A 15,083-nucleotide genomic window follows, 5' to 3' on the forward strand; every position below is an offset into this window, starting at 1 on the left:
CAATTCTATGCTTGCTGGATACTTCTCGCAACATAAAAATAATGAGGTTAAAGATGATTCGTACACATAATTTAGGTTTTCCACGTATTGGCGCGCAAAGAGAGTTAAAAAAATCATTAGAGTCGTATTGGCAAGGAGAGATAGATTCGCAAGATTTGTTTAATAATGGCCAACAATTAAGAAAGAACAACTGGCAAACTCAAGCTGACTCGGGCTTAGACCTTATACCCGTGGGTGATTTTTCGTGGTATGACCATGTGCTAGATATGAGCGCCTTACTAGGCTGTATACCTGAACGATTTAAGCATGATGGTGGTGCAGTGGATATTGACACGTACTTTCGGATGGCGCGTGGCCGTTCTGTTGATGGTGGTGATGTTAGCGCTTGCGAAATGACTAAATGGTTTGATACGAATTATCACTATATCGTGCCCGAATTTCAGCCCGAGCAGTCGTTTAAGCTATCCACTGAAAAGTTGTTTGATGAGGTAAATGAAGCGCTTCAATTAGGCCATCGTGTTAAACCCGTTATTTTAGGCCCGCTGAGTTTTCTTTGGCTTGGCAAGGCAGAGGGCGAGGCGTTCGATAAGTTAAACGTGCTCGATCAACTGCTGGCAGCTTATGGTGAGATATTAAATCGTTTATCTGATCTGGGTGTCGAATGGGTACAAATTGATGAGCCTATTTTAGTCCTCGATTTGCCTGATCAATGGAAGTTAGCCTTTGAACAGGCCTACCATAAATTACAACGAGGCGATCTAAAGTTATTGGTGGCAAGCTACTTTGGCGAGTTAGCTGACAATTTAAAGCTTGTTTGCGATTTGCCCGTGGCAGGGCTGCACATCGATGCGATTAGAAGCCCCGAACAAGTCCAACAACTGATTGACTGGTTGCCCAGTTATAAGGTGTTGTCAGTCGGTATTATTGATGGCCGAAATGTTTGGAAAAACAATTTGGGCGCGACAGTCAGCGTGACACAAGCTATTCAACAACATTGGGCTGGCGAGTTATGGCTGGCACCTTCTTGCTCTTTACTGCATGTGCCTGTTAATTTGGCGTTTGAAACGTCATTATCAGATGATATTAAATCTTGGTTATCTTTTGCCACAGAAAAACTTACCGAGTTACAGTTGGTAAAAGCCGCGGTGTTAGATAATAACTGTTTATCAAGCGATGAGTTTTCACGTAATAGGGAAGCCATTAGCAATAGAGAAAATTCTTCGCTGGTGCATAATAAAGACGTTCAGCGATGTTTAGAGAATGTGAAAAGCTTAAGCTTAAAGCGAGGCTTAGATTTTAACGAGCGGATTAAACTTCAACAGCAGCATTTGCGCCTACCTAATTTCCCAACGACGACCATTGGCTCGTTTCCACAAACCACCGATATTAGATCAAACAGGCGACGTTACAAACAGGGTGAGCTTTCTCAGGCAGACTACCAATCAGTCATGCAACAAGAGATTGCTGATGTCATTGCCAAGCAAGAAGCGCTAGGCTTGGATGTGTTGGTGCATGGTGAGCCAGAAAGAAACGACATGGTGGAGTATTTTGGCGAACAACTACAGGGTTTTGCCTTTACACAAAACGGTTGGGTGCAATCATATGGCTCGCGTTGTGTTAAACCGCCGATTATTTATGGGGATGTGTCTAGACCTCAAGCAATGACTGTGAATTGGGCTAGCTATGCACAATCGTTAACCGATAAGCCGGTTAAAGGCATGTTGACTGGGCCGGTGACCATTTTGAATTGGTCGTTTGTTAGAGATGATCAAGACCGTGCGACTACATGCCAACAAATAGCCTTAGCAATAAGAGATGAGGTACTGGATCTAGAAAAAGCAGGTATTCGCATTATTCAAATAGATGAAGCGGCTTTAAGAGAAGGCTTACCATTGCGAAAAAAACAATGGTCAGAATACTTAAACTGGGCTATTGAGGCTTTTTGTATTACCACCTCAGGGGTGAAAAATGAGACACAGATTCATACTCACATGTGTTATTCAAACTTTAATGACATTATGAGCTCTGTCAGTGACATGGATGCTGATGTGATTACCATTGAAACCTCACGATCAGACATGAAATTATTAGATGCTTTTGAACAGTTTCAATACCCAAATGAAATTGGCCCTGGGGTGTATGATATCCACTCGCCAAATGTTCCAAAAATTGAGCAGATAGAATATTTAATGCAGCAGGCAGCAAGGCGGATTCCATTGGAGAGACTGTGGGTGAACCCAGATTGTGGCTTAAAAACACGTGCTTGGCCAGAAGTGCAACAAGCGTTACGCAATATGGTCACAGCCGCTAAGCAATTAAGGCAGTCGGTTACAGTGGTTGACTAAGGGAGCAGTGTTTTCATAGGATTTGTGTGTTACATCACCTAATCGGGTTGTGCCGGAACAAATAGTCATGGTTTGAAAAACATAGGACGTTTAAAATATGAGAAGGGCGGTGCTAGTCTTAATGGTTTAAGGCTGGCATTGATTTTTGTTTTAATACGCCATTGATTAAGTCAAAAATATGAGGGACTGTATGCACGAACGCACGTTAGATCATTTAAAACACAGTCATGATTTCTCGTTGAAAAATGAACGTGGAGAACGGCGCACACAATATGTGTTGATATTGACCGCTATTACCATGGTCGCAGAAATAGTGGCTGGTACTGTGTTTGGCTCAATGGCGTTGTTAGCTGATGGCTGGCATATGGCCACTCATGTAGCAGCCTTTTTAATTACTATATATGCCTATCGTTATGCACGTAGGCATGCAAAAAATAAGGCTTACACGTTTGGTACTGGTAAAGTCGGTGTGCTAGGTGGTTTTGCCAGTGCCGTTGCCTTGGCTGTTGTTGCATTTGTGATGGTGATTGACTCTATCCAACGCTTGATTGATCCTCAAGTGATACAATTTAATGCGGCGATTGGTGTGGCAGTTATTGGCCTTCTGGTAAATGTTATTAGTGCTTTTTTACTTAAAGAAGACCATCATCATGGCCACGCTCATGACCATGGTCATGACCACAATTTAGAAGCGGCTTATATGCATGTTCTCGCCGATGCATTAACATCATTACTCGCTATTGTAGCATTGCTATCTGGCAAGTATTTTGGTCTTAATTGGCTTGATCCAATGATGGGTATAGTAGGGGCAGTAATTATTACTCGTTGGTCTTATGGCTTATTAAAGCAGACGAGCCCTATTTTACTGGATGGCGGTGTTGATGAGAAATATAGGCTTGCCATTAAAGACAGCATTGAAAAAGATGCCGATAACCGTGTTTCAGATATTCATATCTGGAAAGTCAGTGCAAATCATTATGCCGCAATTATTTCTTTGGTCACACATGACCCGAAGCCGACAGAACACTATAAAGATCTATTAGCGGGCTTTCAGCAACTTTCTCATATTACCGTTGAGGTATATGAATGCGCTGATGAGGTTTGCGAAATTTAAACTTTACCGAATACAACGGTTGCTTGATTTTCTGTCCAAGGTTCGTGCTTGACCATTGCTTTTGTAAAAACAGCTTGTTGGTATTGGGCTGTTAACCATCGCTGTAGAGCGGGGTAAGGCGCTTGTAGATACCATTGCCGTTCAACACGAGAGAATTGCCTGATAAAGGGTAAAATCGCATAGTCGACTAAGCTGGGGTTATCGCCCATGATGAACTCATGTCGGTTAAGTCGCTGCTCAAGTTGTTTAACGTATTCTTCACAGTGCCCGCGGTAAGTGTTTTTCTCTTTGTCGTGATATCGAGAGGCCGCTTTATATTTTTTAAGTGAGTCTACGAAGGTGATATCGTTATGTTCAATGAACTTAAGCATATCCTCTAGCATGCTGGCTTGGTGCTTATAAAGTAAGTTACTAGGGTCATTTTTATTTAAGGCCCAAAGCATAATATCGATACTTTGATCGATGATTAAGCCATCATTTAAGACCAGTACGGGAACGGTTGCTTTTGCTGAAACAGATAGCATCTCTTCAGGCTTTTTTTTCATGTTCACTTCACGCAAAGTAACGACTTGTTGAGCCATTAATAAACCCATTCGTGCTCGCATCGCATAAGGGCACTGACGTAATGAATAAAGCGTTGGTAAAGAGGGCATAAAAGAGGTCGTTGTTTTGAATGTAATGGAAATGTCTTGAGTATAAGGGTGATTGTAGCGTCAAGTTGTGAGTGTCACATAGTTTTGATCTAATGAGGTTTAATAAATACCTCAGCATCAGAAAAGACTGCGTTAAACACTGTAAAATGCGGATTCAAGTTTTTTTACATATGCACTTCGGAGATAACCATCAACGCTTTTCTATCTATCCCTCTAGGTATTCGCTACATGATACTCAGTGCTTTTGCATTCAGCATTATGGCATTGTTTGTAAAATTAGTCGGTGATCACGGGATTCCTGTTTTAGAAATAGTTGCTGCGCGCTCGCTCATTTCATTGGTCATCAGTTACCTAGGGCTAAGGCGAGAAGGAATCGCAGTATTGGGTACACGTAAAGGCTTGTTGGCGGCACGCGGCTTAATTGGTTTTGCTGCCCTTATTTGTGTGTTTTATGCAATTACCCATTTGCCCTTAGCCGAAGCAATGGTTTTACAGTATCTGCACCCTATGTTTACTGCGTTATTAGCACTGTTTTTTTTAAAAGAGGTGTTAAGAGTTGGCACGCTGGTATGTATTGTTTTAAGTTTTTTCGGCGTATTAATTATAGTGCAACCGGACGTTCTGTTCTCTTCAACTACGGTTGATTTTGATTTTTTCACAGTGATGATTGCTATTGCGGGTGCGTTTGGTAGTGCCGTTGCCTATACCTTAGTTCGAGCCTTGGGGAAAACAGAGCACCCCTTAGTGATCGTGATGTATTTTCCGTTAATTTCCTTACCGGCTAGTCTGATTTTGCTATGGGGCGACTTTGTCATACCAGTAGGTATTGAATGGTTTTACCTACTAGCCATTGGGGTTGCAACCCAAGTAGGTCAGGTAGGTCTAACGAAAAGTATGCGCACTGAATCTGCCGGCCGTGCTACAAGCTTTGGTTACTTACAAGTTGTTTTTGCGATGTTATTAGGTATGCTTTTTTATCAAGAATATCCAAGTCTAAATACCTTATTGGGGGCCGGTTTGATTATCATAGGCGCATACCTCAATCTTACTTGGAAAGAAAAAGTTAAGGAAATATAAATGGCAAAAGCATGTGCACGACATATATTGGTTAAAGCTAAGGAAGAGGCCGAGAGACTGAAAAGACAGTTGGCTGGTGGCGCTGATTTTGCAAATTTAGCTAAAAAGCACTCACAGTGTCCTTCAGCAAAAAAAGGCGGGGATCTTGGTGAGTTTAGCCCAGGTAAGATGCTAAAAGCATTTGATAATGTTGTTTTTAAAAAAGCATTGTTAACTGTTCATGGCCCCGTTAAAACGAAGTTTGGCTATCATCTTATTGAAACCATTTACCGGACTTAATGATCAGAAAACTGTCAGATTATGAAAATATTATTTAGTAAACCTCAGCAGTTGAGCGAGGAAAAAAATGTTGAGCTGGTGGCGCAATTGAGCGGTGTCTTGTCATATAAAAACCTTGATGATATGCATACTCACTTCTTATTAGAGTTGGACAATGAAACTGTAGAGTTTGATTCTATTAAGCAGTTGTTTAGTTTATTTGAGCAATGGAATATTGATCAAAGCCCGCTTGAATCTTTATTGCAGATGGTTAATATGAAATAAAAAAATCGCACTGGCTGATAGTTTTAATAAAAAAAGAGGGTCACTCATGGCAACTCAAAAATTTAAATTAAGTTACCTGCATCCTAAATATTGGCCAGCGTGGTTAGCGGTTGGAGTGAGCCGATGTATGGCTATTCTTCCGAGGTCTTGGCAGTTTAGCTTGTCAAAATGGATTGCGAATAGGCTGGCGAGTAAAGAAAATCGTCGCATTAGCACTATTCGACGAAATATTGACCGCTGTTTTGCTAATGAAACAGATGCTTATCGAGAGGAACTTGTTCGCGCTAATATCAAGTCATCAGCCTTAATGTTATTTGATTTGTTTAATATAATTTGGCGGCCACCCGCTGATATGACCGCTAACATTAAGGTTGTTGGTGAAGAATATCTAGAACAGGCGTTGCGTGCAGACAGACCTCTTTTGTTAGTCATTGGGCATTTTACGCCACTTTTTCACGCCATTAGTAAACTGAGTACCTTGGCCCCCTTTGACGTGATTTATAGGCGTATGAATAATCCAGTAATGGAAGCAAATTTGTATCAAAGGGGTGCTGGGAAATACCCGATAACCTTATTCCATCGTAAAGATATTCGTAAAATGCTAGAAAAATTGGCTGATAACGGGACGGTTTTTATTGCACCAGACCAAGATTTTGGTGTCAGTCGTGGCGCATTCGTTTCTTTTTTTGGTATTCCAACAGCGACGATTACCACTATTCCACAATATGCCCAACAGACGAATGCGCAAGTGATGTTACTTAGCGCATATCGAGATGGTGAAAAAGGTTCTGTAATTGAGTTTGAGCCTGTTTTAGAGAATTACCCAACGGGTGATGATGTGGCGGATACGCAGCGCTGGACGGATTGGTTAGAAGAAAAAATACGTTTACATCCGGCAGACTATTTATGGATGCATAAGCGCTTTAAAACTCGGCCTAAGGGCGAACCTGGTTTTTATAAATGAATACTAGGATTATCATCACTAAAATAACGAGCAGCTATGCAACAAGCTAAACGTCGATTATCGCAACGATTGTTACGTAGAGTTGAGGCGTGGGGTAATACCTTACCTCACCCAACGATGTTGTTTATTTACTTATGTTTTTTAGTGATAGGGGTGTCATGGATAGGCCATTATCTTGGTTTGTCGGCTATACACCCTGTTAACGGTGAACAAATTAGCGTAGTAAACCTGTTTAATGCGGCTGGTTTGCATCAAATACTGGGCAAAATGGTTTCAAATTTTATGACTTTTGCCCCCGTTGGTCCTGTATTAGTCGCAATGCTTGGATTAGGTATCGCCGAACGATCGGGTTTAATTCAAACCGCTTTGCGTTTAATGGTGATGAAGGCGCCGACAAAGTTTTTAACGTTTATTGTTGTGTTGGCGGGGGTGCTATCTAGTATTGCAGTGGACTCTGGTTATGTAGTGATGATACCAATGGCGGGCGTTATATTTTTAGCCGCAGGACGGCACCCATTAGCGGGCATTGCGGCCTGCTTTGCTGGTGTTTCTGGGGGATTTAGTGCGAACTTATTAGTTGGCCCATTCGATGCTATTCTCGGTGGTATAAGCACAGAAGCTGCGCGCTTGATCGACTCGAATTATGACGTAACCGCTACTGCAAACTACTATTTTATCGTTGTTTCTACGCTGCTGATCTCTGTAGTGGCGACGTGGGTAACCGAGCGTTTTATTAGCCCGATGTTAGGCGAATACCGTGGTGCAGAACAAGGTGATTTAAAAACGGTGTTAACAAGCGAAGAACAAAAAGGTTTAAAAGGGGCCTTTGTAGTTGGGCTGGTTATTGTCGTGGGTATTTTATGGGGGCTAATCCCTGAGCAAGGGTTGTTAAGAGACCCTGTAACAGGCGGTATTATTAAGTCACCATTTATGTCTGGTCTGATTGCCTTAATTGCTTTAAGTGCCGCTCTTATGGGGATAACATATGGCAAATTGTCTGGCTGTTTTAAAACCCATGTCGATGTGATTAAGAGCATGGAAAAAAGCATGGAAATAATGGCTACTTACATCGTTTTGATGTTTTTTGCAGCCCAATTTGTTAATTATTTTAATTGGACTAATCTGGGGTTAATTCTTGCCATTAATGGTGCTGATACATTAAAAAATAGTGGGTTGGGTGCTGTTCCATTAATGTTAGGTTTTATCTTTTTTTGCACATTTGCAAATTTATTTATTGGTAGCGCATCAGCTAAATGGGCCATCATGGCCCCTGTTTTTATACCGATGTTTATGTTGATGGGAGTGGCACCAGAGGTTGTACAGGCGGCTTACCGTGTTGGGGATAGCTCTACTAATATCATTACACCATTGATGCCTTATTTTGCTTTAGTGTTTGCTTTTATGAAACGCTATGATGATAAGGTTGGTGTGGGGACAATCATGACGCTGATGCTACCTTACTCAGTAGCCTTTTTATTAAGTTGGGGATTATTGTTAAGTCTATGGTTAATGTTGGGTATTCCATTAGGCCCAGGAGCCTCATTGTTTTTAGCCATACCCTAGTGAACAGGGATCGTGGTGTACATTACTATCAGTATCAATAAATATAATAAAGGGGAATAAGAAGTGAATATAGTTGGTCAAAATTTTATCTACGCTACAGTGATGTTTTTGGCGGGGGTAGGCATTCCTATCATGGGTGCGCTAAGTGGCGGTTTAGGCGCAAGGTTACAAAGCCCAGCGTTAGCAGCGGTTATATTATTTGTAGTTGGTTTTGTGATCGCAGGTGTTTATTTGTTTGTTGTAGAAGGCCTACCTAGTGGATTACCTGATGCATCAATACCAATACAGTATTATTTGGGCGGTGTATTTATTATTTTTTACACATTAGGGATTACCTATATAGGCCCTAAATTTGGCATTGGTAATGCTGTGTGTTTTGTGTTGTTAGGTCAGCTTATTTCAATGACTGTGATTGATCATTTTGGTTTATTAAGCTCACTTCAGTATTCAATTACTATGCAACGTTTTGTAGGCTTGTTATTTATGGCGACAGGCGTTTTTTTGGTAGTAAAGCGTTTTTAATTAAAAGACTTTAATGAGCTGAATTAAACGTCTCAGGAGAGGTTAAGTGGCAGACATGAAAATAGGGTTGGCATTAGGAAGTGGGGCCTCTCGTGGCTGGTCACATATTGGGGTTATTAAAGCGCTGATTAAACAGGGCATAGAACCAGATATCGTTTGTGGAACATCAATAGGTTCACTAGTAGGCGCATCCTATGTATCGGGTCATTTAGATGATCTGGAGCAGTGGGCGCTTTCGTTATCTAAGCTTAATACAGTTAAATTCTTTGAGATTAATCGTTCATTTAATGGGTTTGTTAATAAAGATCGGTTGCATCATTTTCTAAGTCAATATGTTGCTTCAGATAAAGCACTCATTGAAGAATTTGACAAGGACTATGCCAGTGTAGCGACAGACCTTAAGACGGGGAGAGAAATATGGCTGTCTGAAGGGTCAGTGTTAGAGGCTGTGTGGGCTTCTATTTCGTTACCGGGTTTGTTCCCAGCGATACAGCATGACAATAAATGGCTGGTCGATGGAGGCTTAGTGAACCCTGTGCCTGTTTCTACTTGTCGAGCCTTAGGCGCGGATGTAGTGATTGCGGTAAATTTAAATCGAGACATTGTCGGTAAGCATATAGGAAAACAAGAGAAAACCATTAAACCATCCGGAAAAGTGGTCGATAAGCTTACCAATTTAGTCGCTGAATATACCGATTCAATTTTTTCATTTGATAGAAACCAAGAACAGACGCCTAGTTTATTTGAGGCGATTGCTGGCTCAGTTAATATTACCCAAGACCGAATTACTCGGAGCCGTATGGCAGGAGACCCCCCAGATATTATCCTGACGCCTAAGTTATCACAAATGGGTTTGTTGGAGTTTTATAGGGCGCAAGAGGCAATAGATGGAGGGATGGACTGTGTCGAGCGGATGATGCAAGAGATACAATGTACTGTGGGTAAATAAAAAAATATTGGAATCTAAAAATAATAATAAGAGGGTAGACAATGGCAGGGGGTTTAAAATTTAATGATGAGGTAAGTCATGCATTAAAAATGGCTTATCAAACGCCGGATATTGTGTCAGCGAGAGGTCAAGTGATTGCCTCACTTAAACTACAAAACGGTTTAAAGGTGCTTGATATTGGGTCTGGTCCTGGCTTATTAGCTAAAGATATCAGCCAGCATATAGGTCCTACAGGGTCAGTGGTTGGTGTTGATATGGCAGACAATATGATTGAGTCGGCTAAACAACTCTGTGCTGATGCTGTGAATGTCACCTTTGAGCAAGGTGATGCAATGTCCTTACCCTTTGCCGACAACAGTTTTGACTCGGTTGTTTCAACGCAGGTCTATGAATATGTTCCTGACTTAAATGCTGCTTTATTAGAGTTCGCAAGGGTACTTCGCCCAGGTGGGCGAGGGGTTATTGTTGATACAGATTGGGCGTTCCCGTACTGGAGCGCAGCGGATGTTGATTGTCGTGACCGTATTATTCATGCATGGAAGCAGCATTGTGCGCAAGAGTCTGTTCCTATGCGTTTGGCTGGCGCCATTAAATCAGCAAGCCTGCAATTAAGTAAGGTGGAAGCGTTGCCAATTATGAACATTGAATATAATGATAAAAATTTTAGTTATTGGTTATCTAAAATTATTGCCTCGTTTGCAATTGACCGTAATGGTGTGACTAATAAGGACTCTGAGGCTTGGTTAGCAGGAATTGAGTCACTTGAACAAAAAGGGGAATACTTTTTTTGTATTAATCGTTATCTTTTTGAAGTGACAAAATGATTTTTTGTAATGGTATGTTTTGCACAGAAAATTAACGTGATTGCACTTATTTATGTAATAGGTTTATCAAGCGAAAACAATAGCTCATTTCTAATGATTAAACGAGTTAGTACGAGGAGGTTGGCATTGGCTACTTCTATTCGATAGATTAAAAGAGGTAGTTTTTTAATGCCTATGCTATTTAAAAAGAACGCCCACTTCAGTGGGCGTTCTTTACACTGAAACTACCAAAGTTCAGTAAGTGCTAATCAGTGATGGTCTGAATATAGTGCCTTGTTATATATCAATATCCATACCATAACCAGACGCTTCTACACCATGACCAAAAATGTCACCAGCATAGTGCTCTTGAGTTTCTGGTTTAACATAATCACCCCAACCTAATTCCATCAACCAACCAGAAGGAGTAGCTGAATAGAAGGTATACAGTTGATCATTAGCATGTTTACCTAACTGCATAGCAACATCAATACCTTGGTTGCGAATAATATCGTGAGATTGGCCAAAATCGTCTAAGTGACTGTATTGGATATGAAGGTGGTTTAGCCGCTCAACCATGCCATGGAAACCAAAAGCAATGGAATGTTGACGGCTGTTACAGTGCATAAAGCAAGGCTCAGCAAAGTTACCATCGGGCATTGGAATTCTATACTCTACCGAGCCAACTAAGCCTAATAATTTATAGAAGTTATACGTTTCTTCATCGTTATCTGAACGCACAAGAACGTGACCTAACCCTTGGTCGCCAGCAATAAAGTTGCCAAATAATGGGCGTCCTGGGTGAAAGGGTTTCATAACATCTACTTGAGGACTGTAATAAATTTCATTCGCTGTGCCTGATGGATCTTTAAGTTTTATCAGCGCCAATACATGACGCTCACGCGCTTCTTCAGGCGTTCCAACTTGAAAATCAACGCCAGCATCTGTTAGTTGTTTTTGCATGGCTTTGAATTCTTCTTGCCCAGCGACACGCCAGCCCATATAAGCTAAATCATCACAATCAGCTGTTTCATGAACAGTAATACGATGATGCTGAAGGTCCATTCTTAGATGAAAGCGGTCATCTTGACCACTTTCAACAATTTGAAGACCAATGCATTCTGTCGCGTATTTCCGCCAAGCAGCAGCGTCAGTGACATTAAGACCTAAATAACCTAGTTCTATTACCTTTACCATTTTCTCTCCTCGTTAAGCTTAAAGATGTTTATAAAAATACGTTTAAACTTTTGTTCATAAAGATGTTTTGATCCAAAATAATTTTACGTTTGGCCAGTTTTAATTGCCCATCAACGCGACGTAAAATATCAGTACGATGTCCAACCATTAGGTGTTCTTCATCTTCATTCATATTTCGGTTGACCGTTGTTAATGAATACACTTTGTACTCATCTGGATTCTTTGTATGTTCAATCTCGATATTGCTGATAACATGAGAAGAGCGTGTGGCTGGGTCTTCAGACCAACACGTTCCGGTATCATTTCGTAGAACTCGCCTTTTTAAGTTATGCATATCATCATTGTAATAAGCCATACCCTTCACGGTTGGTTCTACATGGTTTTTACGATAGCGCTGATAACGATAAGGCATCCAGTAGTGAATATCGTCGGTTAGGATACCCAACCAAGCATGAAATTCTTCGGTATCTAGTAAACGAGCTTCTTTATACAAAAACTGCTCAACCTCAAAAGTAAGCTCCATAGAGGCCGGTACTGGTGCTGCTACTGCTGCTGTTTTTTCTGATAAATTTGTCATCGACCTAGCTCCTATTTAGTTGTTTTTTGTATGACGGGGTCTGTAACGTGTTGGTACGTCATTCCATGAATCAGCATTCATCAAGTCAGCCCAGCGGGTATAGAAATGTCGTTGATTGGCGTCGTTAAACTGGCCTTTGTAAATGATGCCCGGTAGCTCTTCGTGCTCAATTTCTCGGGTAATACCGCAGCCATAATGAAGTTTTTCTTGGCGAGTTAAATAACCCTTATTGACCTGTGTATTGCCTTCCCAGTTTTCCCCATCGTCCATCTCAAGAACACCGGCTGGGTTAAAGGTCATCATGCAAGCATTATTAATTTCTTGTTTGATCTCTTCGGGCATGTTTTTATTAACAATGGTGAAAACACGTAGTTCTAACTTTTTAGGCCCTCTAGGTAACCAAACACGAAATGTTTGAATGCCAGGTAAAAATGAAATATTGGGAAATAATGAAACGGAGGCTAATGAACCAAATATATTGGAGCGAAGCTCACCATATTTCTCTTTAATTTTAGGTTTAATGATGTCTCTGACATAATTAAGCCACTTTTCAGACCCACCAATCACTACATCTGCGTAGCCATCGGTTCCAAACTCCCAACCATGCCCATTAATACTTGCGTGATAAGAGTTTTCAGTTACTGCTGGGCCAAAGCCTTCACCTTTATTCATGGCTTTAAGGCCAGAGTCATGGTTCCAAAGCGCATGGTAAGCATCACCAACAAAGTTTTCTACGCCAAATTTCCAGTTGGCATTAACATATGATTTAATGCCGCCATCAATGAATTCTGTTTCTCCATCGTTGTCAAACATCATGTCTAAGTACCAACGAAAATCACCGAGCCACTCATCCAGCGAAGGTGCATCTTGGTCAAATGTCGCAAATATTAAGCCCTTATAGGTTTCAACACGCGCTTGTTTTGGGCTCCATTTTTCTTTATCAATATCGCCTTCATCATAAACATGCTCGTTCGCTAAAGCGCCTAGCTTGCCGTCAATACCAAAACTCCAGCCATGGTAATTACATATAAAAGAGCGAGCATTGCCTTCGTCTGCAAAACAGAATTTGTTTCCACGGTGTGGGCATGAGTTTAAAAAAACTCTGACGTTACCATCTTTTTGTCGCGCCCCAATAACACCATCTTCGCCCATATAAGTGGTATAGAAATCATTAGCATTGGGAATCATTGAGTCATGAGCGATGAATTGCCATGATTTAGCAAAAATTTGTTTTAATTCTTGCTCATAAATTTCTTCTTCCCAAAAAATACGTCGATCGACCCATCCTTCGTCATTATCAATAAATTGATGGTAGTCGGTATTATTAGTCATAAAGTAGGTTCTCCTAAGTGACGAGTTATAAAATACAGTTGCTTTCAAGTAATATTTGTTTTTACTGTGGCGCAAATTCTAATGTTTAATGCCTATAACTACTCTGATGTAGGTCAGGAAAATAAAAAGAAGGAAACCCTACTAAAGCAAGTTCTACTATTAAGTATTTACACAATAAAACTTGTTGAAAAAGCAGGATGAGAAGGGCCTGAAAGCCTTTGAATAATTGATGCTAACCATTGAGACCGATAATAAATTTAAAATTTGAGCTAGATTTTCTTTATCGACAAGGGGATTTTTTTAAGGTCAAATGATCACTGATACGACCATGAGGGCAGTGTTTACACTGATATAAATTATGCGTTTTATAATCACCTTAATAACAGTCTGCTTACTTTATATTCCAAGCACTTGTGTGGCGGAAATATTTAAATATAAGGATAAAGATGGGCATTGGCAGTTTTCTGATTCGCCTATCAATGAGGATGGGGCTACTGAGGTTCGCGCATATAAAAATTCAACCGCCTCTGTCGAGAGGTCGAATGATTTTATAACGCTGCTAAATAGTAAATACCCATTGACTAATCCTGTTCAGCAAGCAACGAAGGCTGTTGTTACTGTTAAAAGTAAACTTGGTTCTGGATCTGGCTTTTTTGTAACCGAGGATTGTTATTTAGTGACGAATAAGCATGTGGTTCGCCCCGCTAAAGGTAAGCAATGGGATGCGACGCAGGCAAAGATCAAAAAAAATAGTTTAATATTTAATAGTAATAAAATACGGCTTAATCAACAAAAAGAGCGGCTCTTTATTAATAAGCAAAAACTCGATGATTTTCGAATATATATAGACGGTTTGAGATCAGACAAAGAAAAACAAATCGCGTTACGCGAGTACGCGCTTTATGAGCAGCAATATCAGCAAGACCTGCAACAACTGAATGAAACGCAGAGGCGCCTGAGCTTGGATGAGGACATCTTTAATCGACAAAAATCTGACTTTAACTTCTCTAGCGCGGTGTCAAATGTTGCTCAGTCATTTGATATTGTTTTAAAAGATAATACTAAAGCAAGAGCCAAGCTAATTAAGGTGGCGTCGACAGATGACTTGGCTTTGCTGAAAGTAAATGCCTGTAAAGCGCCTTACTTAGAAATGGCACCTGGCTCAGTCGTACAGGGTACAACCGTTCATGCAATTGGAAGCCCCTTGGGGTTACGTGATCAGTTAACAGATGGGACGGTAACGCAGGTGTTGCAAAACCAAATAGTCACTGACGCACAGATTTTACCGGGTAACAGTGGTGGGCCATTGATAACCGATGATGGCTATGTGGTGGCAGTTAATACCATCAAAGTAGCAAAAGGGTCTGCGTTAAAGACTGGGTTTGGCGTTTCGATTCCAATTGCTAAGGTTAGGAAAAATTTTGCTGAGTATTTAAATAATTAA

At 40.8% G+C, this 15,083-nt stretch carries 15 protein-coding genes; 11 read left to right on the forward strand and 4 right to left on the reverse strand.

Translation table 11 applies throughout. The annotated features are described in order from the left end of the window. Positions 1-53 precede the first annotated feature (53 nt). Positions 54-2,345 carry a 5-methyltetrahydropteroyltriglutamate--homocysteine S-methyltransferase gene (gene metE / locus Q91_RS04660; protein WP_015005731.1) on the forward strand — a complete coding sequence of 764 codons (2,292 nt, stop codon included), beginning with the start codon at positions 54-56 and terminating at the stop codon, positions 2,343-2,345. A gap of 190 nt (positions 2,346-2,535) precedes the next feature. Next, complete coding sequence (gene dmeF / locus Q91_RS04665) at positions 2,536-3,459, forward strand: CDF family Co(II)/Ni(II) efflux transporter DmeF (RefSeq protein WP_015005732.1); 924 nt, start codon at positions 2,536-2,538, stop codon at positions 3,457-3,459. On the opposite strand, the gene Q91_RS04670 is transcribed toward dmeF, so the two are convergent. Next, positions 3,456-4,112, reverse strand: a complete 657-nt coding sequence (locus tag Q91_RS04670; protein WP_015005733.1) for a glutathione S-transferase — start codon at positions 4,110-4,112, stop codon at positions 3,456-3,458. The two genes, dmeF and Q91_RS04670, sit on opposite strands and share 4 nt — an antisense overlap. 228 nt (positions 4,113-4,340) lie before the next feature. On the opposite strand from Q91_RS04670, the gene Q91_RS04675 reads away from it, so the two are divergent. From Q91_RS04675 to Q91_RS04710, 8 genes are all read left to right on the forward strand, one after another. After that, a complete protein-coding gene (locus tag Q91_RS04675; RefSeq protein ID WP_015005734.1) occupies positions 4,341-5,189 on the forward strand; it encodes a DMT family transporter in 849 nt (282 codons plus the stop codon). Next, the gene (locus tag Q91_RS04680) at positions 5,190-5,468 is read left to right on the forward strand and encodes a peptidylprolyl isomerase (RefSeq protein WP_015005735.1); all 279 of its coding nucleotides are present in this window, start codon (positions 5,190-5,192) and stop codon (positions 5,466-5,468) included. A 21-nt stretch (positions 5,469-5,489) separates the two neighbouring features. Then, complete coding sequence (locus Q91_RS04685) at positions 5,490-5,732, forward strand: hypothetical protein (protein WP_015005736.1); 243 nt, start codon at positions 5,490-5,492, stop codon at positions 5,730-5,732. A gap of 46 nt (positions 5,733-5,778) precedes the next feature. Further along, positions 5,779-6,696, forward strand: a complete 918-nt coding sequence (locus Q91_RS04690; protein WP_015005737.1) for a lysophospholipid acyltransferase family protein — start codon at positions 5,779-5,781, stop codon at positions 6,694-6,696. Between the two features lie 36 nt (positions 6,697-6,732). Then, entirely contained in the window at positions 6,733-8,259 is a 1,527-nt protein-coding gene (locus Q91_RS04695) for an AbgT family transporter (protein ID WP_015005738.1), read from the forward strand. Between the two features lie 63 nt (positions 8,260-8,322). Beyond that, positions 8,323-8,781 carry a DMT family transporter gene (locus tag Q91_RS04700; protein WP_015005739.1) on the forward strand — a complete coding sequence of 153 codons (459 nt, stop codon included), beginning with the start codon at positions 8,323-8,325 and terminating at the stop codon, positions 8,779-8,781. A gap of 46 nt (positions 8,782-8,827) precedes the next feature. Continuing rightward, positions 8,828-9,730, forward strand: a complete 903-nt coding sequence (gene rssA, locus Q91_RS04705) for a patatin-like phospholipase RssA (RefSeq protein ID WP_015005740.1) — start codon at positions 8,828-8,830, stop codon at positions 9,728-9,730. Positions 9,731-9,771: 41 nt separating this feature from the next. After that, positions 9,772-10,554: a methyltransferase domain-containing protein gene (locus Q91_RS04710; protein ID WP_015005741.1), complete on the forward strand. Its 783-nt coding sequence runs from the start codon at positions 9,772-9,774 to the stop codon at positions 10,552-10,554. A gap of 276 nt (positions 10,555-10,830) precedes the next feature. On the opposite strand, the gene Q91_RS04715 is transcribed toward Q91_RS04710, so the two are convergent. Genes Q91_RS04715 through Q91_RS04725 form a run of 3 tightly spaced genes read right to left on the reverse strand, consistent with a single transcriptional unit; the run spans position 10,831 to position 13,639 of the window. Beyond that, the gene (locus Q91_RS04715; protein ID WP_015005742.1) at positions 10,831-11,730 is read right to left on the reverse strand and encodes a VOC family protein; all 900 of its coding nucleotides are present in this window, start codon (positions 11,728-11,730) and stop codon (positions 10,831-10,833) included. Between the two features lie 28 nt (positions 11,731-11,758). Then, positions 11,759-12,307, reverse strand: a complete 549-nt coding sequence (locus tag Q91_RS04720) for a 3-phenylpropionate/cinnamic acid dioxygenase subunit beta (RefSeq protein ID WP_015005743.1) — start codon at positions 12,305-12,307, stop codon at positions 11,759-11,761. A 15-nt stretch (positions 12,308-12,322) separates the two neighbouring features. Continuing rightward, positions 12,323-13,639: an aromatic ring-hydroxylating dioxygenase subunit alpha gene (locus tag Q91_RS04725; protein ID WP_015005744.1), complete on the reverse strand. Its 1,317-nt coding sequence runs from the start codon at positions 13,637-13,639 to the stop codon at positions 12,323-12,325. Between the two features lie 415 nt (positions 13,640-14,054). Between Q91_RS04725 and Q91_RS04730 the strand changes: the two genes are divergently transcribed. After that, positions 14,055-15,083, forward strand: a complete 1,029-nt coding sequence (locus tag Q91_RS04730; protein WP_015005746.1) for a S1C family serine protease — start codon at positions 14,055-14,057, stop codon at positions 15,081-15,083.

It is taken from the genome of Cycloclasticus sp. P1 (assembly GCF_000299965.1).
GTDB lineage: Bacteria > Pseudomonadota > Gammaproteobacteria > Methylococcales > Cycloclasticaceae > Cycloclasticus > Cycloclasticus pugetii.